Annotated in this window: 18 protein-coding genes; 14 read left to right on the top strand and 4 right to left on the bottom strand. The window is 69.8% G+C overall.

The window, feature by feature from the left end; translation table 11 throughout:
* Positions 1-238 precede the first annotated feature (238 nt).
* Positions 239-1,171 (top strand): EamA family transporter, encoded by a 933-nt coding sequence (locus tag GIY23_RS10410; RefSeq protein ID WP_154076470.1) that lies wholly within the window; start codon positions 239-241, stop codon positions 1,169-1,171.
* A gap of 298 nt (positions 1,172-1,469) precedes the next feature.
* Here the strand turns inward: GIY23_RS10410 and GIY23_RS10415 are convergent, their stop codons facing one another.
* Together GIY23_RS10415 and GIY23_RS23000 are read right to left on the bottom strand one after the other, a co-directional pair.
* Positions 1,470-5,798: a cation-translocating P-type ATPase gene (locus tag GIY23_RS10415; RefSeq protein WP_154076471.1), complete on the bottom strand. Its 4,329-nt coding sequence runs from the start codon at positions 5,796-5,798 to the stop codon at positions 1,470-1,472.
* A gap of 59 nt (positions 5,799-5,857) precedes the next feature.
* On the bottom strand, positions 5,858-6,367 hold the full coding sequence (locus tag GIY23_RS23000; RefSeq protein WP_228717647.1) for a hypothetical protein: 510 nt from the start codon (positions 6,365-6,367) through the stop codon (positions 5,858-5,860).
* Positions 6,368-6,606: 239 nt separating this feature from the next.
* Here GIY23_RS23000 and GIY23_RS10425 point away from each other — a divergent pair, with 239 nt between their 5' ends.
* The 10 genes from GIY23_RS10425 to GIY23_RS10470 all read left to right on the top strand — a co-directional run bounded on the left by GIY23_RS10425 (position 6,607) and on the right by GIY23_RS10470 (position 14,990).
* A complete protein-coding gene (locus GIY23_RS10425; RefSeq protein ID WP_154076472.1) occupies positions 6,607-7,443 on the top strand; it encodes an SIR2 family NAD-dependent protein deacylase in 837 nt (278 codons plus the stop codon).
* 426 nt (positions 7,444-7,869) lie between these two features.
* A complete protein-coding gene (locus GIY23_RS10430) occupies positions 7,870-9,195 on the top strand; it encodes an NlpC/P60 family protein (protein ID WP_187352091.1) in 1,326 nt (441 codons plus the stop codon).
* Positions 9,196-9,243: 48 nt separating this feature from the next.
* Positions 9,244-9,813: a molybdenum cofactor guanylyltransferase gene (gene mobA, locus GIY23_RS10435; RefSeq protein WP_187352092.1), complete on the top strand. Its 570-nt coding sequence runs from the start codon at positions 9,244-9,246 to the stop codon at positions 9,811-9,813.
* Between the two features lie 13 nt (positions 9,814-9,826).
* Positions 9,827-10,108, top strand: a complete 282-nt coding sequence (locus GIY23_RS10440) for a hypothetical protein (protein ID WP_154076474.1) — start codon at positions 9,827-9,829, stop codon at positions 10,106-10,108.
* Between the two features lie 17 nt (positions 10,109-10,125).
* Complete coding sequence (locus GIY23_RS10445; protein WP_154076475.1) at positions 10,126-10,278, top strand: hypothetical protein; 153 nt, start codon at positions 10,126-10,128, stop codon at positions 10,276-10,278.
* Between the two features lie 92 nt (positions 10,279-10,370).
* On the top strand, positions 10,371-10,925 hold the full coding sequence (locus GIY23_RS10450; protein WP_154076476.1) for a hypothetical protein: 555 nt from the start codon (positions 10,371-10,373) through the stop codon (positions 10,923-10,925).
* A gap of 309 nt (positions 10,926-11,234) precedes the next feature.
* Positions 11,235-12,365 carry an AAA family ATPase gene (locus GIY23_RS10455; protein ID WP_154076477.1) on the top strand — a complete coding sequence of 377 codons (1,131 nt, stop codon included), beginning with the start codon at positions 11,235-11,237 and terminating at the stop codon, positions 12,363-12,365.
* A gap of 14 nt (positions 12,366-12,379) precedes the next feature.
* On the top strand, positions 12,380-13,333 hold the full coding sequence (locus GIY23_RS10460) for a DUF58 domain-containing protein (RefSeq protein WP_154076478.1): 954 nt from the start codon (positions 12,380-12,382) through the stop codon (positions 13,331-13,333).
* A gap of 4 nt (positions 13,334-13,337) precedes the next feature.
* Positions 13,338-14,318, top strand: coding sequence for a VWA domain-containing protein (locus GIY23_RS10465; RefSeq protein ID WP_154076479.1), 981 nt, complete (start codon positions 13,338-13,340; stop codon positions 14,316-14,318).
* Between the two features lie 90 nt (positions 14,319-14,408).
* Positions 14,409-14,990, top strand: coding sequence for a class I SAM-dependent methyltransferase (locus GIY23_RS10470; protein ID WP_154076480.1), 582 nt, complete (start codon positions 14,409-14,411; stop codon positions 14,988-14,990).
* 85 nt (positions 14,991-15,075) lie between these two features.
* Here GIY23_RS10470 and GIY23_RS10475 read toward each other — a convergent pair whose 3' ends face one another.
* On the bottom strand, positions 15,076-17,958 hold the full coding sequence (locus tag GIY23_RS10475; protein ID WP_154076481.1) for an FAD-binding and (Fe-S)-binding domain-containing protein: 2,883 nt from the start codon (positions 17,956-17,958) through the stop codon (positions 15,076-15,078).
* 225 nt (positions 17,959-18,183) lie between these two features.
* On the opposite strand from GIY23_RS10475, the gene fabG reads away from it, so the two are divergent.
* From fabG to GIY23_RS10490, 3 genes are all read left to right on the top strand, one after another.
* Positions 18,184-18,888 (top strand): 3-oxoacyl-ACP reductase FabG, encoded by a 705-nt coding sequence (gene fabG / locus GIY23_RS10480; RefSeq protein ID WP_154076482.1) that lies wholly within the window; start codon positions 18,184-18,186, stop codon positions 18,886-18,888.
* 44 nt (positions 18,889-18,932) lie between these two features.
* Positions 18,933-19,700, top strand: coding sequence for an enoyl-ACP reductase FabI (gene fabI, locus GIY23_RS10485; RefSeq protein ID WP_154076483.1), 768 nt, complete (start codon positions 18,933-18,935; stop codon positions 19,698-19,700).
* 67 nt (positions 19,701-19,767) lie between these two features.
* Entirely contained in the window at positions 19,768-20,787 is a 1,020-nt protein-coding gene (locus GIY23_RS10490; RefSeq protein ID WP_407646851.1) for a ferrochelatase, read from the top strand.
* Positions 20,788-20,809: 22 nt separating this feature from the next.
* Here GIY23_RS10490 and GIY23_RS10495 read toward each other — a convergent pair whose 3' ends face one another.
* Positions 20,810-21,589, bottom strand: coding sequence for a hypothetical protein (locus tag GIY23_RS10495; RefSeq protein WP_187352154.1), 780 nt, complete (start codon positions 21,587-21,589; stop codon positions 20,810-20,812).
* Between the last annotated feature and the right edge of the window lie 46 nt (positions 21,590-21,635).

Raw genomic sequence — 21,635 nt, forward strand, 5'->3', positions numbered from 1 at the left:
TTAACAGTACGTGCGTTCTGTATTCCGCGTCGAGGCGGGTGCGGAAAGATCCGCCCGAACGTGCACGTCTGAAGAACTTTCGCGCTTCTTTCCTCGGAAACGTCGGTTCACCACGGAGCGAACGGCACTTTCGCCTCGTCCTGTGGGGCGAAAGTGCCGTTCGCCCCACTGCGGCGGGCGCTCCCGCCCGGTGGGAAAAGACATCGGGTGCGGGAGGAGTGCGTGATGGGATGTGCGCGTGAGTTTGTCGCTTCACCATCCCCGAACCACCGGCCTGCTGTTCGCCATCGCCTCCGCGATCTGCTTCGGCGGCTCCGGCCCCGCCGCGAAACCACTGATCACCGCCGGGCTCAGTCCGGTGCAGGTGGCATGGCTGCGCTTGGCCGGGGGCGCGTTGATCATGCTCCCGTTCGCGCTGCGTCATCTTGACCTCGTGCGCCGCGAGCCGAGACTGCTGCTGGGGTACGGGCTGTTCGCCATCGCGGGCGTCCAGGTCTTCTACTTCGCAGCGATCGCCACCGTTCCGGTCGGAGTCGCCCTGCTGATCGAGTTCCTCGGGCCGGTGCTCGTGCTCGGCTGGATCCGCTTCGTGCAGCGCCGTCCGGTGAGCCGTTCCGCCGCGATCGGCGTGGTGCTGGCCGTCGTCGGTCTCGCGTTCGTGGTGGAGATCTGGGCCGGGCTGGGCTTCGATCCGGTCGGGTTGCTGCTCGCGCTCGGCGCCGCCGGGTGCCAAGCCGCCTACTTCCTGCTTTCCGACCGGGGATCACAGGTCGAACCGCAGGCGCTGGCCGCCTTCGGGCTCCTGCTGGGTGCCGTGGTGGTCACGTTCATCGCCTGGCCGTGGCGGATGGACTGGTCGATCCTCGCCGGATCCGTCGAGTTCGCCGGAACACCACTTCCGGCGATCCTGGCTCTCGGATGGGTCGTGGTGGTCAGCACCGTGCTCGCCTACCTGACCGGCATCGTCGCGGTCCGGCGGCTCTCGCCGCCGGTCGCAGGGGGAGTGGCGTTCCTGGAGCCGGTCGTAGCGACCGTGCTCGCGTGGCTGCTGCTGTCCGAAGAGCTCGGTCCGTTGCAGCTGCTCGGTGGCGCCGTCGTGCTGGCCGGCGCCTACATCGCCCAGCGCGCGGCGCCGAGCAACGTGCGCGACCACGAACTCGTCGGTATCTGAGGACCATTCACGAGTGCCCGTGACGCATGCGACGCGCCACGGGCACTCCGGCGAACCCGAATTGCTCGGGTGGGCTTCAGGCGACCCGCACGCGGGCGAAGGCCGACTTCGCCAGTTGCACGATCGCGGCCTCGAGGAGGGCCACGGCCAGGCCGGTGAGGATCGACGTCACAACGGTGGGCATGATCTCGCGCTTTCTGCCGTTCGTGCGTTCGGACGGTCCGACTATGACGGTCCCGGATGAGTGCCGAGTGGGATGCACGTGACACGCGAGTGAACCGGCCGAGAACATCGCTGGTCAGGGCTCGATTGCCGGGGCGAAACGCTGCCAGAGCAGCATCGCCACGGCGGCCAGTACCGCGGTGGCCACCGCGATCGCCCACTGGTGCGGCAGCAGCGGGCGGCTGCCGAAAAAGTGGCTCAGACCCGGCACCTGCACCACCGTACCCAGGATGCACAGCGACCCGAGCCCGGCTGCCAGGACGAGTGGTGTCCGCCCGCGCACCGCCAGCGTCTGGGTCATCTGCGCTGCCACCAGAGCCACCAGGCCGGTGGTCCGTGCCTGCCCAACCGTCGCGATCGGTCTCGCGGCCACCCACGCGACGCCCGCCGCGGCGGAAGTCACCGCCGCGCGCGCGTAAACGTCCCGGGTCAGCGACCTGCCCAGTGATACGTCGGGGCCCTCGGAAAGCAGCTTCTCCGGCGTGGCGTCCGGAGGGGGGCGGACCGCGATCGCGATCGCGGGCAGCACGTCGGTGAGCATGTTGACCAGCAGGAGTTGGCGGGTGTTGAGCGCGGCGCCCGCACCGAACAACCCCGCACCGACCGAGTATCCGATCTCGCCGAGGTTGCCACCGAGCAGAACCGACAACGCATCGTGAACCGACATCCACATGCCGCGGCCCTCGACGATGCCGTCGGTGAGGGTTTCGATCGTGTCGTCGGCGACCACGAGGTCGGCTGCTTCGCGGGCCGCCGAGGTCGCACGCGAGCCGAAGGCGATGCCCACATGCGCGAGACCGATCGCGGGGACGTCGTTGGCGCCGTCGCCGGTCATCGCCACGGTCCTGTCGCCGGCGCGCAGCCGCGTGACGATTCGCGCCTTCTGCGCGGGACTGACCCTGGCGAAAACCGCGATCTTGCCCAGTTCGCCGTCGAGCTGGTCGTCGTCGAGGTCGTCGAGCTCGCCGCCGACCATGACCCGCTTGCCGCGGAGCATGTCCAGCTCGGAGGCGATCGCCTCCGCGGTGCTCGGATGATCACCCGTGATCATCACGACGTCGACGCCGGAACGCTGCAGTCGACCGACGGCATCCGCGGCCGTGGGATGCACCGGGTCGGCGAGCCCGAGCAGGCCGATGAAGTCGAGATCGTCGACGTCGTCCTCCTCGAGTTCGGCACGGTCGCTGGCGCTGCGTTCGGCCACCGCCAACACGCGGTAGCCCAGCAGCGCCAGTCGCTCGATCTCGGCTTCCACCGCGGCTCTGCCGTGCGCGTCGAACGCTGTCACACCGTTCTCGTCCCGCCACCCGGTGCACCGGTCCAACAGCACCTCGGGTGCCCCTTTGACATTCAGGTGCTGGTCACTGCGGGCAGCGTGGAAACCTCGGGACGGTTCGAACGGCAGCTCCGCGTGCAGCTCGCTGCCGTTCGCCCCGAGACCCAGTTCTTCGGCTCCGTCGAGGACCGCGCGGTCGGTCAGGTGCGGCACCGGCTCGCCGTTGGGGCGCGGGCTGGCCCGGGCCGCGGTGGTCACGACCCGCCGGTGCCAGTCGTGGAGGCCGTCGAGGCGGCGGCTCGATCGGCCGTCGGAAACCTCGTGCAGCGTGATCCTGCCCTGAGTGAGAGTGCCGGTCTTGTCGAAGCACAGCGCGTCCACCCGACCGAGAGCCTCGATCGTGGACGGGCTGCGCACCAGGACACCGCGTCGGGAGAGTCTCCGAGCTGCCGCGAGTTCGGCCAGCGTCGCCACGAACGGCAGTCCTTCCGGGACCGCCGCCACGGCAAGACCCACCGCTCGGCCGATCGTCTCGCCCACCGGGTTGCGCCGCAGCAGGTCCACTCCGAACAGGACAGTGCCCGCGCCCACGGAGATCGGCAAGAGCTGCTTGGTCAGCTCGCTCATCCGAGCCTCGACACCGCCGTTGCCGCCCGAGGAGGATTGCGCTTCCTGCGTGGTCCGGCCGAGTTCGGTGCTCGCTCCGGTGGCCACCACGACGGCGGTCGCCGTCCCGGAAGCCACCGCGGTGCCCTGATAGAGCATGCTGGTGCGATCCCCCGGCGTCGAAGCAGTCGTCGCGTCCACCGACTTCGACACGAGCCGCGACTCGCCGGTCAGGCTCGACTCGTCCAACTCGAGTCGATCCGCCGCCAGCACCCGGCAGTCGGCGGGAACGCCGTCACCGGCCTGGAACTCCACGATGTCGCCGGGCACGAGCTGGTCGGCGGGCACGGTGGAGACCTCGTCGTTCCGGCGCAGGCGCACCGGCAACTGGCCCGCGTCGAGCAGGTGAGCCAGTTCGCGGTCGGTGGCGATGCGTTGGACGCCGTCGACGGTCGCGCTGACCGCCAGCACCCCGGTGATGAGCACGGCGTCGAGTGCCGAGCCGAGAGCCGCGGAGACGGCAGCCCCCGCCGCGAGCACCGGCGTCATCGGGTTGATCAAGCCTTCGACGGTGGCGCTGACGATTCCGGTGCGCGGGGCGTTCTCGTTCCTCGGCGTCGTCCGATCGGCCGAAGCGGAGGCACTGAGTCCGCGCTCGGAGGTGCTGAGCACGTTCAGCACAGTCTCCGGCGGCATCGCGTGCCAGGGGGTGCGTTGCTGGGGCACTGGTGGCGGTTGCCTGCTGGTTTGCATGCCGATCCACGTACCCGCGCCGAGCGCACCCAGCGTGGCGCACTGGACGGGGACGGAGGCACGGGCGGGGGCGCCCGCCGACGGCCCGAACGCCGCGAAGAGTGCGGCAACCGATGATCCGGCCGTCGACAGCCCGGCGGCCTGCCTGCTAGCGCTCCGTGCACCCTGCACGGACGAGAGCAGCAGATGCGTGCTCGCCCCGTCGGGGCACACCACGTCGGCTGACCATGGCGGGGTGGCCCGCTGCACTCCGATGCCGACGTCGGATGCGGTCAGCGCGGCGGCCGACCTCGTGGACACCACCGCGACGGTACGACCCTCGGCCTGCAAATCCCGGACGGAACTGGCCAAATGCGTGCCACCGGCGACCAGCCTCTCGACCCGCAGTCGTCGGTCGAGCTTGCTGGACACGCCCCCGACGACCACCTCCGCCGACGAGCGGGCGGCTTCCACCCACGCTTCGGCGAGCGGGTCGAGCTCGGCCGCCACGGTGACGAGCGCGATCGGTGTCGACTCGAAGCCGAGCACGGCGACGTCGGCGCCTCGTGCCCGCTGCTGGTGCGCCAGGTCCCGGACGTCCTCTGGCAGGGGGTAATCCGACAGCGGGCCGGTCGTCCACCCGTCACGCTCGTGCCGTCGGGTCGGGTGCAGCGGATCGACCAGCGCCGTGGCGCGGTCGAACAGCTCGGACTCGTCGGCGGAAGTGTTGATCAACGTGACCGAGTCGATGGAGCGCCCACCGGTGACCAGCACGTCGGAGTCGATCACCACGGTGTCGACTCGATCCAGCCTGCGCAGCGCCTCGGGGTCGAGGACCAGTGCGTCCCGATTGGACAGCGTGACCGACATCTGTGCGCTGAACGCTTCTCGCCCGGCCTTCGCGGGACGAGGGATGCCCGCGAGCAGCGCGGCGAGCGCGCGCTGTGGGTCCCGGGTGCTGGCCAGCACCGCCGCGTACCCGGCCAACGCCGCACCGCCCGCGAAGTTGGAGACCCGTTCGACCGGTCCGTCCGCAAGCACTGTTGGCCGAGGCTCGGTCGAGACCGGTTCGGACCGATGATGTCCGGGAGCCGCGGTCGCGTCCCACCGTTGCCACGCCTGATGCCGGGCGATCGCTTCGCGGGATGCGGACCACCGACCACAGGCGTCGACGAAGACTCCGAGCGGACTTCCGGCGAGGCTTTGCGTCGCGGCGCCGCCCAGGGTGAGGGCTGTGTCGGTGACGGTCGGCCCGAGCCTGTCGCGACATTGCGTGCGTAGCCAGGGCACCGAGTCCACGAGGGAGGTCACGGCCGGGACGAGCGGCGAGACCCCGGGCACGGGCAGGACAGCGCCGATCGAGGCGTATCCGAGCCCGACAAGGCTGGTCCCCAGTGCGCCGACCTCGCGCAGCAGAGTGTCGGCGTTGGCCGGGTGCGCCGCACTGCCCGGGGCGGGCCCGTGCTGGTCAAGCCCGTACTCGGCCTCGACCTCCGCGACGATCCCGGCAAGCTGATCCACGTCGACCAGCTGCGAATCGTGATCGACGACGACACGGCCGAGGACGGCGTTGACTTCGGCGGCGTGCACGCCGGCGCGGTCGTTCAACCGATTCTCGACGGCTCGTGCGATGTCCGTTCCGGACTCCTGCGTGCCCCGGAGTTCCAGGTGGACCCGTTCCTCGCTCCGGTACATCCGCCGCTGTGACGGGGAGGCGAGGAGGGTGTCGACCGCGTGCGCGACGGGGGCTGCCATGTCCGAGGCACGTGACAGCAGCCAGCCGAGCGGCATCGATGCTCCTTTCGTACCCCGGATGCACAGCGCGTCCGCGACGCCCGGCTTGTGTCGCGCTACTCCTGGTTCGCGTCGGATCGCTGGTGGGAGACCAGCTCGGTGGCGACGCCGATGGCCACGGCGACGGGCCATTCGATGACGCTGAACACCGTGCCCGCGGCGAGTGCGCCGTAGAACACCGCGCGGTCCCGCGCCGGCAGCTGGGCGCGGACCGTGTCCATGGCGCTGTTGACGTCCTCGCGGCTCGGCATCATGTCCTGGACGTCGGGCAGGCTTGGCAGCCGCAGGTCGGTCCGGTGGAACTCCGCGGTGACGTACGGCAGCGTGATCGTGGGGCCGGTCGGTTTCGCCTGCGCCGTGGTTCCGCTGCCGGTCGGTGAACCCGTGTTCGCCTGTGACGTCGTGGTTCGGCTGCTGGTCGACGAGCGCTGCTGCGCGGCGGAGGTGGATCTGCTCGTGCTACTCGCCGTGGACGTGCTCTTGCCGGCGCTCGATCCGGAGTTCTTCCGGCCGGTCTGTCCGGAACTTCGTTGGGTGCTGGGACGCGCCCGCGTTTTCGTGGCCATGACTGCTCCTCTCCTGGGAGTCGCAAGACTTTTCAGAGTACTCCGGTGCGCCGAGTTCACAATTCGCTCGTGACCCGATCCGGGCACGTTGGTGATTTCCCGTGGCCTGAAGGAGTGTTGAGTTCTCTCGCTTTCGTCCCTGGGCGGGGTGATCTTCAGCTTTTGGGCGGGAGCAGCCGTGCACGTCGGCATCGGGCGCGTCTCGCGAGGACGAATTGCGACATGGGAGGGTGACAGCCGTGGCAGAACAGCCCGTCGGCGAGCAACCGCACGATCAGTGGGCGCGTGCGCGTGAGGTTTTCGCGTCCGCGCGGCGCGTCACCGCTCTGACCGGTGCCGGCGTCTCCACTGCCTCCGGCATTCCGGACTTTCGGGGCCCACAAGGAATGTGGACACGGAATCCCGAGTCACAGCGCCTCACCGACATCTCGGCCTACGTCGCCGACCCGGAGGTGCGCACGCTCGCGTGGCAGCGGCGACTGACGCACCCGGCCTGGGACGCGGTGCCCGGCTCGGCGCATCGAGCGCTGGCCGATCTCGACCACGCCGGGCGCCTCGGCGCGCTGATCACGCAGAACATCGACGAGCTGCACCAGCAGTCCGGTGTCGACGCGTCCCGGATCATCGAACTGCACGGCACGTTGTTCGCGACGATCTGCCTGGACTGTGGTGCTACCGGAAGCATGCACGCCTCCCTGGCGCGGGTCCGCGACGGCGAGGGCGATCCACCGTGCCGGGCGTGCGGGGGAATCCTCAAGTCCCGCACCGTCTCGTTCGGCGAATCCCTCGACCCGGCAGTACTGCGGGCGGCCCAGCGGGCTGCGTTGAACTGCGACGTCTTCCTCGCGGCGGGCACGTCGTTGACCGTCGCACCCGCCGCCGGGCTCGCCGAACTGTCCGTGCGGGCGGGCGCTCGCCTGATCATCTGCAACGCGGAACCGACGCCGTACGACGCCCTCGCCACCGCCGTGCTCGGCGGTGCGCTCGAGGACGTGTTGCCCGCGCTCGTCGCGGAGCCGTTCGATCCTGCCGACGCGCCACTGCGCACGTACGGCGACCCCGGCACCTGGGCCTGATCCGACTGGGCCTGATGTGACCCGCTCGCCTGCGAGGGCATTGTGGAACTGCCGTGGGTGCTCCGGTACCGCCGCCGCAGTTCCTGCCTCGCGGGGTTGGGGTGAGCGGGTGGTCGGTCTGCGTTAGGCAGAGGAGAGGCTGTCGGCGCACCTTGCCTCACAACAGTCTTCAATCCGCACCCTCTTACCCGGCCGAGTGACCTTTCCTGTTCACCCGTGTGACGCATGCGTCGGCGTGTTGCGCACGGTGCCGCCGGGACACGAGTGGCACGGTGGCCGATCATCGGTGACACTTCTTCCGGGTTGTTCTTGATCCGGACGTTGTCCCATGGCATCCGCGGTCCCACGGCGTCCGCGCAGACGTAACCGCAGGAGGTGGCGGTCGTGCTCCGACCCAGGTGTCCCCGGGCCGGCGAAGGTGCGGCAGTGAGGTCCGTGACCTCCCTGATCGTCGCCACGGTTCTCGCGCTCGTGCTCCCCGGCACGAGCGCGAGCGCGCCGCCGGCACCTCCGAACCCGAGCGACGAGGAGATCCAGTCCGGCCGCGCGGAATCGCAGAGCGCGGCGGGTCGGGTCGGAACGCTGGCCACCCACCTCGCCGAGGCGGAGGGGCAGCTGGTCAACCTCAACGCCCGGGTCGAAGTGAAAATGGAGGACGCCAACAAGGCACGGGTCGACCTGCAACGAGCACAGGACGATCATGCCGAGGCTCTCCAGATCGCCGAGTCGGCCGCCGCCGAGTCTCGCGCCGCCGCAGACCGCATCGAGGATCAACGACAGCGGCTCGACCAGTTCGCGGCAGGCAGCTACCGGCAGGGCAGCGCTCTGGGCTCCGCTTCCGCCTTCGTCGGGGCGGACAGCCCGAAGGAGGTTCTCGACCGAGCGGAGATGCTCGACGCGGTCAGTGCCTCGCAGGGTGAGGTCCTCGACGGCCTGCACCGAGCCAGGACGCACCAGGCCAACAAGGATTCGGTGGCGCGCGAGGCTCTCCAGGAGGCGGCGGCCAAGCGGTCCGCGGCAGACGACGCCCGCGCGACGGCCGAAGAGGCCGAGAACGCGGCCGTAGCGGCCCAGTCCGATCAGGTCGCCGAGAACGCTCGCCTCGAAAGCGAAAAGGACCGGCTGAACCGGGAGCTTCAGCAGGCGCGGTCGAACGTCGCGGGCCTGGAAGCGCAACGCGGCCGCTACGAGGACTGGCTGGCGGCCAAGGAACGAGAGGAACAAGCGGCGGCAGCGGCCGCCGCTGCGGCCGCAGAGGAGCAGAGCAGTGACTCGTCCGGCGACTCCGGCTCGTCCTCCGGCTCGACGGGTGAGGTCGGCGCCCCGGCAGGGGACTCCGTGGAGGTCGCGGTCGACCGAGCGTTGTCGCAGCTCGGCGTCACCTACGCATGGGGTGGCGGCAACGCGAACGGCCCGACCAAGGGGATCCGCGACGGAGGAGTCGCCGACTCCTACGGCGACTACCAGAAGGTCGGATTCGACTGTTCGGGCTTGATGATCTACGCCTTCGCCGGAGTCGGGGTCGAGTTGGCGCACTACAGCGGCTACCAATACGACTCAGGGACGAAGGTGCCGCTCTCACAGATGCAGCGTGGCGACATGCTGTTCTGGGAGGACGGCGGGCGCACGCACCACGTGGCGATGTACCTGGGCGACGGGCAGATGGTCGAAGCGCCGTACTCGGGCTCGCAGGTGCGGGTGACGTCGGTGCGTTACAGCGGCATCGCACCGTACGCGGTGCGCTTGCTCTGACGTGCGGCCGGCGCGGCGATCTCGAACCCGTGATGTGAGGATCGCGCCGTGGCATGGAACGGCGACCTGGCGGCGGTGGTGCTCGCAGGAGGCGCGGCGACTCGGCTCGGCGGCGTCGACAAGGCACGTGTGGAGGTGCACGGCCGGACGCTGTTGCAGCACACGCTCGCGGCCGTCGGTGAGGCGTCTCCGCTCGTCGTCGTGGGCCCGCCGCGCGAGACCGACCGCCCGGTGCGGTGGACACTCGAGAGCCCGGCGGGCGGGGGGCCGCTGGCCGCGATCGACGCGGGCCTGCGCGCCATGCCGGAGTGTCGCGGGCCGGTGGCTGTGGTCGCCGTCGACCATCCGTGCGTGACGGACGAGACGGTGTGCCGGTTGCTGACGGCGCTGCGTGCCGAGCCGGGCGCGACCGGCGCCGTGCTCGACGACGGCCGAATGCAGTGGTTGCTCGGCGTGTGGCAAAGCGAAACCTTGCGCGCCGTGATGCCGGAGCAGGTCAGTGGGCGATCGGTGCGCGCGGTGCTGTCGGAGCTGAGGCCGACGCGGGTTCCCGCGAAGGGCGCTGAAGCATCCGATGTGGACACACCCGGCGACGCACGGAGCTTCGACGCACGCTGACTGCGATTCGATCATGACTGCCGACAACAAGGCTTCCGGGCATGGCTGGTGGGAGACCGGTGACCCGGTTCTTCTCGGCAAGATGGCCACGGTGGTGGTGGAGCTGCAGTACCGGACACCGCAGGGGTGGAAGACCGTCGCGGTCGGGCCGTCGCGCAGCGGTGTCCGGTCGAATCAGACCGAGAAGCGCGCCAATGCCCGCCATGGGTGCTCGGCGGTCGCGCCCTTGGGAACTGGCGCAACGTTGTCGACGTCGACATCGAAGGTGAGATCGACTCACCAAACAAGGCTGTAAAGGAACAACTCGATCTCATGCCACCCCTCACTGGTCTGGCTGCCAACCCCGCGTTCATCGCCGGGGTTGGCGGCCGTCTGTCGATGCATCCCTCCATCGCGGCTCTGTGGGGGCGCGGCGAGTTCGAAATGGACATGTACTCGCTGTTGTTCCAGCGGGTGTCGCGCTGAGCTTCACCGACTTCTCCGTTCCCAGCCTCCCCGAGCTGCCCGTCCATTGGGACCAGCACGAAGCGCGCGGTGATTGGGAACAGGATGGCGCGGTGCGGGAGTTGGCCTGGCTGCTGGCCGGGCTGCCGCGGCCGGGTTCGCGGATTCCCGTCTGGCAGGCGATGACGTGCCTGAACGACGCGCTGCACCGGCTCGGTCACCTCGACGTGACCTACACGCAGGCGCTGCTTCCGCTGGGCGTCGACGTCGCGGCGAACAACCACTTCACGGCCACGCACCAGTGGTTCAAACTCACCCAACACGACGCGCCGCAGGAGATCAGCGTCTCGGCGCACTTCTCCGCCAGTGCTGTACGACCCGATCCCACCGCGTTCGCCGAGATCCTGGCGCAGAAGTCCCTGGGTGTGATCGAGGCCGCTGGTGCCGACGAGGCTCCTGCCGAAGCACCCGATCCCGGAGCGTTCGCCGGGGTCCTGCTCGCCGACGACGAGCTCGGCGCCCTGCACCTGCGCTGCACGGCGCCGGAGTGGTCGCTGGATCTTGCCGCCTACACGACCGACCTTGTCGCGGACGCCGCGCTGGCCTTCGCCCTTCGCGTCCCGGTGTCGGTCTCCGTCCTACACGCCGGAACCATCACTGGACACTGACGGACAGGAGCACTGGTCGCTCGCCCGTCAGGTTCGACTGTTCAACCATGTTCATCTATAACCATCGCTTCAGTGAAGGGTGAAATTAGCTCACCGTGTCGCCCTCCTGCATGCCGTCAGCACTCCCGAGAACCGCAATCAAGGACCAGTCGCTTCACAGCGCTCATACCGGGGATGGGTTTAGCTCGGCGTGGTCCGGTGCCCCCGGAGTGGGCGAACGCGATCACGTGTCAGGATCAGGGTGATCCGCAGCGCTCGCCGCCCCGGCCGCGACCGGACCGTGCGAGCCGGTTCGACAGGAGGATGCACGTGACCGAACCCGGGCAGGGCGAGAGCGGGAACGGCAGCGCGACCGGCGCTGAGCAACCGATCGCGCCCGCGCGCGACGCTCAGCTGCTGGAACGCACCGTCTTCGAGGTCAAGCGGGTGATCGTCGGCCAGGACAGGCTGGTCGAACGGATGTTGACGGGTCTGCTGGCCAAGGGCCACATCCTGCTCGAAGGCGTCCCCGGCGTGGCGAAGACGCTGGCCGTGGAGACCTTCTCCACGGTGGTCGGCGGCTCGTTCTCCCGTCTGCAGTTCACCCCCGACCTGGTTCCGGCCGACCTGCTCGGCACCCGGATCTACCGCCAGGGCACGGAGACCTTCGACGTCGAACTCGGCCCGGTGCTGGCGAACTTCGTGCTCGCCGACGAGATCAACCGTGCCCCGGCGAAGGTGCAGTCCGCGCTGCTGGAGGTCATGGCCGAACGGCACGTCTCCATCGGCGGCGAGAGCTTTCCGATGCCGGACCCGTTCCTGGTGCTCGCCACGCAGAACCCGATCGAGAACGAGGGCGTGTACCCGCTGCCCGAGGCGCAACGCGACCGGTTCCTGTTCAAGCTGCAGGTCGACTACCCGACGGCGGAGGAAGAGCGCGAGATCGTCTACCGGATGGGGGTGGACGCGCCGGAACCGCAGGCGGTACTCACGCCGGGGGATCTGACGCGTCTGCAGGGCGTGGCGTCGAACATCTTCGTCCATCACGCACTGGTCGACTACGTGGTGCGCCTGGTGCTGGCCACTCGGTCCCCGAACGAACACGGTCTCTCCGACGTGGCCGGCTGGGTCTCCTACGGGGCTTCGCCGCGTGCGTCGCTGGGCGTCGTCGCGGCCGCGCGGGCGTTGGCGCTCGTGCGCGGGCGGGACTACGTGCTGCCTCAGGACGTGGTGGACGTGGTGCCGGACGTGCTGCGGCATCGGCTGGTGCTGTCCTACGACGCGTTGGCCGACGGCGTACCTGTGGATCACATCGTGAACCGGGTACTGCAGACGGTGCCGCTGCCGCAGGTGTCCGCCCGGCCGCAGGGCGGCGCGCAGCAGCCTCCGCAGGGCCCGCCGCCTCCGCAGGGGCCGCCGGTCCAGTACGGTCAGGCGCCGCTCGGTAACCCGCAGCAGTGACGGCGGGAGCTGCAGTGTCGACCGCGTCCGAGCACTACGGGGACCGACGGCCGTCGTGGGCGCCGCCCGCGTTGGACGAGGGCCGTCTGAGCGTCGCGCTGCGCACGCTGGAGTTGTCGGTGCGGGGACGCCTCGACGGGTTGTTGCAGGGTAACCATCTCGGCCTGGTTCCGGGACCCGGCTCGGAGCCCGGTGAGGCGCGGATCTACCAGCCCGGCGACGACGTGCGGCGCATGGACTGGGCGGTGACCGCGCGGACGACGGAGCCGCACATCCGGCAGACGATCGCCGATCGCGAGCTGGAGACGTGGGTGGCGATGGATCTCTCGCCCAGCCTCGACTTCGGTAGCGGTGCGTGCGACAAGCGTGAACTGGCGGTCGCGGCTCTCGCCGCCGTCACGCACTTGACCAGTGGCGGTGGCAACCGCATCGGAGCGGTGGTGAGCACCGGCGAAGGGCTGCGTCGCTTGCCCGCACGCGGTGGTTTGGCGCATTCGCGAGCGCTGCTGCGGCAGGTTGCGCAGATACCTCGTGCCCCGGAGGGAACCCGGGGCGATCTCGCGGAACTTCTCGAGTCGCTGCGACGTCCACCGCGAAGGCGTGGGCTCGCGGTCGTGATCTCCGACTTCCTCGGGGACATCGACTGGCAACGGGTCCTGCGCGGACTCGGGGCGCGCCATTCACTACTGGCGATCGAACTGGTCGACCCGCGCGACGTGGAGTTGCCTGCGGTCGGCACGGTGTTGTTGTCCGACCCGGAGACAGGTAAGCAGCGCGAGGTGCAGACGACTCCGGTGCTGCGTAAGGAGTTCGCGGCCGCTGCTGCCGCGCACCGTGACGACGTGGCCGCGACGTTGCGGCGGGCGGGATGCGCGCAGCTGACGTTGCGGACGGATTCGGACTGGATCGCCGACGTGGTGCGCTTCGTGGTGGCGCGCAAACGCGGTTGGTCCGGGGGAACGGCGTGATGCGATGAGTCTGGGCGGGTTCACCTCACCGTGGTGGTTCCTGTTGCTGCTGGTGCTGGCTGCACTGGTGGTGGGGTATCTGTGGGCGCAGCGGGTGCGTCGCCGGGACACGCTGCGGTTCAGCAACCTGCAGGTGCTGGAGCGCGTCACGCCGAAACGACAGGGTTGGATGCGGCACGGGCCGATCGCACTGCTCGGTGTCGCGTTGGTGCTGCTGACGGTCGGCCTCGCAGGACCGACCTCGGAGCAGAAGATCCCACGCAACCGGGCGACGGTGATGCTGACGATCGACGTGTCGTTGTCGATGATGGCCAAGGACGTGGACCCGAACCGGTTGGACGCTGCGAAGCTGGCGGCGAAGGAGTTCGCCGACAAGTTGACACCCGGGATCAACCTGGGGCTGGTGTCGTTCGCCGGTACGGCGACGGTGATGGTGATGCCGACGACGGATCGCGGCGCGGTCAAGCAAGCGATCAACGGGCTGACACTGTCGGAGGCGACGGCGACCGGGGACGGCATCAACGCGTCGATGCAGGCGATCGACTCGTTCGGGAAGATGATCGGTGGTGCGGAGGGCCCGCCGCCGTCGCGCATCGTGCTCATGGCCGACGGCGGTCAGACGATCCCACGCGAGCCGGACGCGCCGCGGGGCGCGTTCACCAAGGCCAAGGAAGCCAAGAACGCGAACGTGCCGATCTCGACGATTTCGTTCGGCACCGAGCACGGCACCATCGACATCGAGGGCGAGCCGCAGGAGGTCGAGGTCGACGACGCGGCGATGGAGGAGATCGCGCAACTCTCCGGCGGCGAGTTCCACAAGGCGGCCAGCACCGAGCAGCTGCGCTCGGTCTACAACACGTTGGGCGAACAGATCGGGTACGAGATCAAGCGCACGGATGCGAGCAAACCGTGGCTGGCGCTCGGTACGCTCGCCGTGATCGTCGCGGTCGGCGCGGCGCTCGTCGTGGGGCAGCGTCTGCCGTAGTGCGGGCTGTGACCCCGGTCGGCGTGCGGATCTGCCGTGCTGGACGAATTCGAGCGGCCGGATGACGGTCGGCGCGTGCGAGGGGAGTCGATGGGCACGGTGACGGGCTTCGTTCGTGAGTTCGTGAAGTCGCCGACGACGACGGCGGCGGTGGGGCCGAGTTCGCGTCAACTGGCGCGCCGCATGGTCGAACCGGTTCCGATCGCCGGTGATCCCGTGATCGTGGAGCTGGGCCCGGGGACAGGTGCGTTCACCCGGGAGATTCAGCGGCGCCTGCACGGTCGGGGGCGACATCTGGCGGTGGAACTCAACGAGCGGTGGGCGCGCGAGCTGGGGGAGCGGTTCCCGGCGGTGGAATCGGTGTGCGCGGACGCGCATGTGCTGCCCGGCCTGCTCGCCGATCGTGACGTGCGGGCGGACGTGGTGGTGAGCGGGCTCCCGTGGGCCGCGCACGTGGAGCGGGACGGCCGCTCGCTGGTCGAGGTGATCGCCGAGTCGATGGCGCCGGACGGTGCTTTCACCCAGTTCGCCTACACGTGGACGCGGTGGGCGGCGCCGGCCCGCAGGCTACGGACTCAGGTGGACGAAGCGTTCGCAGAGGTCGAGGTGAGTCCGACCGTGTGGCGAAACGTGCCTCCCGCAGTCGCGTACGTAGCGCGCCGGCCGCGATGATCGCGGCACATGGATGAGGCGAACGGCACTTTCGCCTCGTGTGACGGGGCGAAAGTGCCGTTCGCTCGGTAATCGACGGGCTCGCTCAGCGTCGGCGGAGGGCGCGGGCGACGAGGGTGGCGAGATGGACGGGCGCGGAGCCGGATTCGGCCTGCCGGATCTGGGTGCGGCAGCTGAAACCGTCCGCGACCACTTCGGTGCCGTCGTCGCGTGAGCGCACGGCGGGGAGCAGTGCCTGTTCGGCGCAGGCCATCGACACGTCGTAGTGGTCGCGTTCGAAACCGAAGTTGCCCGCGAGACCACAGCATCCGGAGTCGAGTACGGTCGCGTCCACTCCGGCCGCGTCCAACGTGGAGCGGTCGGCTTCGAAGCCGAGTTCGGCGTACTGATGACAGTGCATCTGCACGATCGCCTTGCTGTCGGAATCGTTGCGCTGCCAGTGCTGCTTGCTCGGTTCCACCTGTTCGGCGAACGTGCGTGTGGCGCGCGCGAGGGCCTGCACGTTCGGGTCGTTCGGTGCGAGTTCGAGCGCGTCGTTGCGCAGGAACGCGGTGCAGCTCGGTTCGAGACCGACGACCGGCGCGCCGTCGTCGACCTGACGGCGCAACAGCTTCGCCGTCCGCTGGATCACCCGGCGTGCGATGCCGAGCTGCCCGGTCGACATCCACGTGAGACCGCAGCACACCTGCCCGGGCGGCAGCTCCACGTCGTGGCCGAGCCCTTCCAGTGCCTCGACGGCGTCCTGCCCGACGGTGGGATCGAAGTGATTCGTGAATGTGTCGGGAAACAGCACCACTCGCGAACCCGAACGCGGCCTGCGCGCACGATTCTTCCACCACGAGCGCAAGCTGCGCGGAGCCAGCTCGGGGATCGCTCGCTGTTCCGCGATTCCGCCGAGCTTCTTCACCACCGTCGACAAAGGACCGGACAGGGTGCGGTTCGCCAGCCCCGGCACGAGCTGGCCCGCTTTGAGGGACAGGGGGAGAAAGCCCATCGAGTAGTGCGAGGCAGGACGCAGCTTGCGCTTGTAGTGCCGGTGCAGGAACTCCGCCTTGTAGGCGGCCATGTCCACGCCCACCGGGCAGTCGGTCTTACAACCCTTGCACGACAGGCACAGGTCGAGCGATTCCTCGACCTCCTTCGAGCGCCAGCCGTCCGGGATCACCTTGCCTGCGAGCATCTCGAAGAGCAGATGTGCCCGCCCCCGCGTGGAGTGCTTCTCGTCCTTCGTCGCGCGGTAGCTCGGGCACATCACGCCGCCGGTGGTGTTCAAACACTTGCCGACGCCGACGCAACGGCGCGTGGCGGGTGCGAGGTCGCCGTCGTCGTCGTGGAGCGCGAGGCTCGCGCGGGTCGGCAACGTCGGCGGCGCCACCAGCAGACGGAGATCCTCGTCGAGTGGGCGGGGCCGGGCGATCAGGCCCGGGTTGAGCAGCCCGTCGGGGTCGAAGGCGTCCTTGAACCGTTCGAATCCGCGCAGGATCTCCGGGGGATACATGCGGCTCAACAACTCCGACCGCGCCTGCCCGTCGCCGTGCTCGCCGGAGACCGAACCGCCGTGCGAGACGACCAGATCGGCCGCTCGCTCGAGGAACTCCCGGTAGCGCGCCGCGCCCCAGCCGGACAGCAGGTCGAAGTCGACGCGGACGTGAATGCAGCCGTCACCGTAGTGCCCGTAGGTCACACCGCGCCGGCCGAACCGTTCGAGCAGGCCGTCGAACTCCCGCAGGTAGGCACCGAGTCGTTCCGGCGGCACGGCAGCGTCCTCCCAGCCGGACCAGCGCTCGGAGCCGTCGGCCATCCGCGTGGAGTAGCCCGACCCTTCTTCCCGGATCTTCCACAACGCCTTGATCGCGGTCGGGTCGGTGTGCACCACGGACTCGGCCTTGTCGCCCATCGCGGCCACGATCCGTTTCGCGGCGGCGTCGGCCTCACCCGCTTCGTGGCCGCCGACTTCGACCAGCAGCCAGCTTCGGCCCGGCGGGAGCAGCCGCAGGGCAGGCGACTCCGGGTTGCGTTGGGTGACGACCTCGACCAGTTCCGGGCTGAGTCCTTCGATGGCGAGCGCGTCGAGCCCACGCAGGCGCGTCACCTCGTCGGCAGCGGCGTAGGTGTCGGCGAACCCGAGCACGATCAGCGCCCGCGCCGCCGGTGCCTGCGCGAGGTCGACGGTCGCGCCGAGCACCGTCGCGCACCCGCCTTCAGTGCCGACGAGCGCCCGCGCGAGATGGAAGCCGTTCTCCGGCAGCAGCTGGTCCAGGTTGTAGCCGGACACGCGACGGGTCAGGTCCGGGAACCCGCGACGCACGTCGTCGCCCACGTCGGAGGCGAGGTCCCGCAGCTGCCTGTACAAGGCCCCGACGCGATCCTGCCGTGAGCACAGCGCCGCCAGTTCTTCGGGCGGAGTTTTCCCGACCTCCATGCGGGTGCCGTCGGAGAGCAGGACGTCGAGCGAGCGCACGTTGTCGACGGTTTTGCCCCACGCGACCGAATGCGTGCCGCACGAGTTGTTCCCGATCATTCCGCCGAGGGTGCAGCGACTGTGTGTCGACGGGTCCGGCCCGAACAGCAGGCCGTGCGGGGCGGCCGCGGCTTGCAACGAGTCGAGCACCACTCCGGGCTGCACGCGGGCTGTCCGGGCCTCGGGGTCGATGTCGAGGATCTGGTTGAGGTGCCGGGAGAAATCGAGCACCAGCCCCTGACCGATGGCGTTGCCCGCGATGCTGGTGCCCGCGCCGCGCCCGGTCACCGGCAGCCCGTGCTCACGAGCGACGGCCACGGTCGCGACCACGTCCTGTTCGCTGCGGGGGAACACCACACCTGTCGGCACCTGCCGGTAGTTCGACGCGTCCGTGGCGTAGAGCGCGCGAGTCCCGGGGTCGAACCGCGCTCGCCCCGCGATCGAGGCCCGCAGCTGCGCGGCCACGGCCTCCGAAAGCGACGACGGTGCGGGGGAGGTGGCGGTCATCTGGGCTCCTGCCAGCGCGTCGGGACCGGATCACGGGTCCGGCCAGTGTCGGCACCCGCGAGTCTGACGTCCACCGCGCGCGGAGTGACGCGCGACACGGCAGGCGGGACAAGATCGGATCGGATGCGGGAGTACCCGGCGGTAGCCGATACTCTCCGGCGCGTCGGGGTGCCGAGACCCCGGCGACGAACGATCGAGCCGCGTGCAGCGGAGAGGAGAGCGACTGTGGGACGGTCCGTGCTGGTGACCGGAGGCAACCGGGGAATCGGATTGGCGATCGCCAGGGCCTTCCGGGACGCCGGGGACGACGTGGCGGTCACGCACCGGGGTTCCGGCGCACCCGAGGACATGCTGGGGGTGCAGTGTGACGTCACCGATGCCGACCAGGTCGAAGCCGCGTTCAACGAGGTCGAGTCCCAGCACGGCAAGGTGGAGGTGCTCGTGGCGAACGCGGGCATCAACGACGACGGGTTGCTGCTGCGGATGGGGGAGGAGCAGTTCGGCCGGGTCGTCGACGCCAACCTCACCGGTTCCTACCGGGTCGCCAAGCGCGCCGCGAGCAGCATGCTGCGGCTGCGCAAGGGACGCATGATCTTCATCTCCTCCGTGGTCGGTCTCTCCGGGGGCGCCGGTCAGGCCAATTACGCCGCCAGCAAGGCCGGGCTGGTCGGACTCGCCCGTTCCGTCGCGCGTGAGCTGGGTTCACGCAGCATCACGGCGAACGTGATCGCCCCCGGATTCGTGACCACGGACATGACCGACGCGCTCACCGAGGACCGAAAGAAGGAGATCCTCGGCCAGATCCCGCTGGCGCGGTTCGCCGCTACCGAGGAGGTCGCGGGCACCACTCGGTGGCTGGCCTCGGAAGAGGCCGGATACATCACCGGCGCGGTCATCCCCGTCGATGGCGGCCTCGGCATGGGCCACTGAGCCCCATCATCAATCCCGACACTCGACCACCGCGGAGGAAGCACGTGACCGGCCTGCTCGACGGAAAGAAGATCCTGATCACCGGCGTCATCACCGACGCCTCCATCGCGTTCCACGCGGCCCGCGCCGCCCAGGAACAGGGCGCCGAGGTCGTGCTCACCGGCTACGGACGGATGCGCCTGGTGGAGCGCATCGCAGGACGGCTGCCCAAGCCCGCGCCGGTCATCGAACTCGACGTCACCAACGACGAGCACCTCGACGGGCTCGCCGAGAAGGTGCGCGAGCACGTCGACGGTCTCGACGGGGTGCTGCACTCCATCGGTTTCGCCCCGGCCTCGTGTCTCGGCGGTGACTTCCTGGAAGCGCCGTGGGAGGACGTCTCCAGTGCGATGCAGATCTCGGCGTACTCGTTGAAGTCGCTGAGCACGGCCTGCCTGCCGCTGATGGGCCCGGGCGGTTCGATCGTCGGGATGGACTTCGACGCGCGCGTCGCATGGCCCGCCTACGACTGGATGGGCGTCGCGAAGGCGGCGCTGGAATCCACGTCCCGCTACCTCGCGCGCGAACTCGGGCCGAAGGGCATTCGGGTGAACCTCGTCTCCGCCGGGCCCGTCCGCACCATGGCCGCGAAGTCGATTCCCGGCTTCCAGGGCCTGGAGGACACCTGGAGCGAGCGGGCCCCGCTGGGGTGGGACGTCGAGGACCCGGAGCCGGTCGCGCAGTCGATCTGCGGGATGCTCTCCGACTGGTTCCCGAAGACCACAGGATCGATGATCATGGTCGACGGCGGGTTCCACGCACTCGGAGCCTGAGCGTGGGGGTGGCCGCGGTCGACCCCCGCTCACGCGGCCACCCGCTCGCACGGCGAGAATGGCCCGCGTGAGCGAGTCCGAGTTCGACGCGGTGCTGTTGTTGTCTTTCGGCGGGCCGGAGGGCCACGACGACGTCCGGCCGTTCCTTGAGAACGTCACCCGAGGCAGGGGAGTGCCGCCGGAACGGCTCGACGAGGTCGCCGAGCACTACCACCACTTCGGTGGTGTCTCGCCGATCAACCGGCTCAACCGGGACCTCATCGCCGCGCTGGAGGCCGAACTCGCCGAGCAGAGCCGTGACCTTCCCGTGTACTTCGGCAACCGCAACTGGCACCCGCTGCTCGAGGACACCGTCGCGCGGATGGCCGACGAGGGGGTGCGGCGGGCGCTGGTGTTCCCGACGTCGGCGTGGGGCGGCTACTCCGGCTGTCGCCAGTACCACGAGGACATCGCCCGCGCTCGCGAGGCGGTCGGCGACCGCGCACCGGAACTGATCAAGCTCCGGCAGTTCTTCGACCACCCCCTGTTCGTCGACGCCAACGCCGACGCCGTGTGCCGCGCCCGGGACGAGCTCGACGGCGACGCCCGAGTCGTGTTCACCGCGCACTCGATCCCGATGCGTGCCGACGAACGTCCCGGCCCGGACGGCGACCCGCACTGGTACTCGCGCCAGGTTCACGAGGCCGCACGGCTGGTCGCCGAGGCCGCCGGTGTTCGCGACTACGACGTGACGTGGCAGTCCCGATCCGGGCCGCCGCACGTGCCGTGGCTCGAACCGGACGTCTGTGATCACCTCGAGGCGCTGCACGCCGACGGCGTGAACGCGGTGATCGTCAGCCCGCTCGGATTCGTCTCCGACCACTTGGAGGTCGTCTGGGACCTCGACAACGAAGCCGCGGACAAGGCCACCGAACTCGGCATGAGCCTCGCCCGCGCGGCGACCGCGGGCACTGACCCCCGGTTCGTCACGATGATCATCGAGCTGGTCTCCGAACACCTCGACGGGTGGCAACGTCGCAAGGAGTCGCCGCTGGTCGCCGCGGGCTGCACGGTGAACGGTCGGCTCTGCGCCGTGCCGTGCTGCTGACCACGAGGCCGGGGACCGACGGTCAGGACTGCTGAGCCTGGTCCGCCAGGATCCGCACCATCTCGGCGACCGCCGAGCGGCGCGCGAGCCGCACCGAGTCGAACAGCGGTTTGAGCGCGTCCACGCGGGCGCGGGTCGCGGAGGCGGACAGGGCGCCGCCGGGTGCGTCGTCGGTGGCGACCCACAAGATCGCCTCCACCTCCGAAGCCCGTTGGAGCACGCGCAACGACCGCTGCGGCACCGTCTCCGGCCACGACGAGGCGGGTCGGTTGGAGACCGTCTCGGCGATTTCGGCCCGTACCCCGGGCCGGTGCTTGGCGATGTCGAGGTCGATCAGCGTACTCGCGGCCTCCCGCATCGCCGAGGACATGCCGTGCTCGGCCTCACCGATCGGCAGGTGCTCGGCAGGCGGCATCTCGCCGAGCTCGAAGACCGTCCACCGCACCACTCCGTCGGCGACGGTGTGCGGGACGAGTCCGAGCCCGGCGCTGCGCAGGACGACCGCCTCGCCGTGGCGCAGGGCGGCCCGTCCGAAGTCGCCCGCGCCGCCGGTCCCGCGCACGTCACCGGCGACGGGCAGGATCAGCTCGCCGTCCCAGACACCTGCCTTGCGCAGCGCGGGAAGCAGTAGCGCGAGGCCGACCGGGGTGTCCTGCGGGCCCGGCCCGGGCAGGTCGAGGCGAGCGGCCAGGTCGTCGTCGGCGGCGCGCACGTCGTGGGCCTCGGCCCACGCGCCGAGCGCGTCGAGGAAATCGTCGGAGGCCGCAGCTCCGTTGAGCCACGCAGCGGCCCACACGACCATCGTTGCACTGGGGCATGGCACGGTTCCCGAGGTTACGTGCCCGCGT

The sequence above is a fragment of the Allosaccharopolyspora coralli genome (assembly GCF_009664835.1).
GTDB lineage: Bacteria > Actinomycetota > Actinomycetes > Mycobacteriales > Pseudonocardiaceae > Allosaccharopolyspora > Allosaccharopolyspora coralli.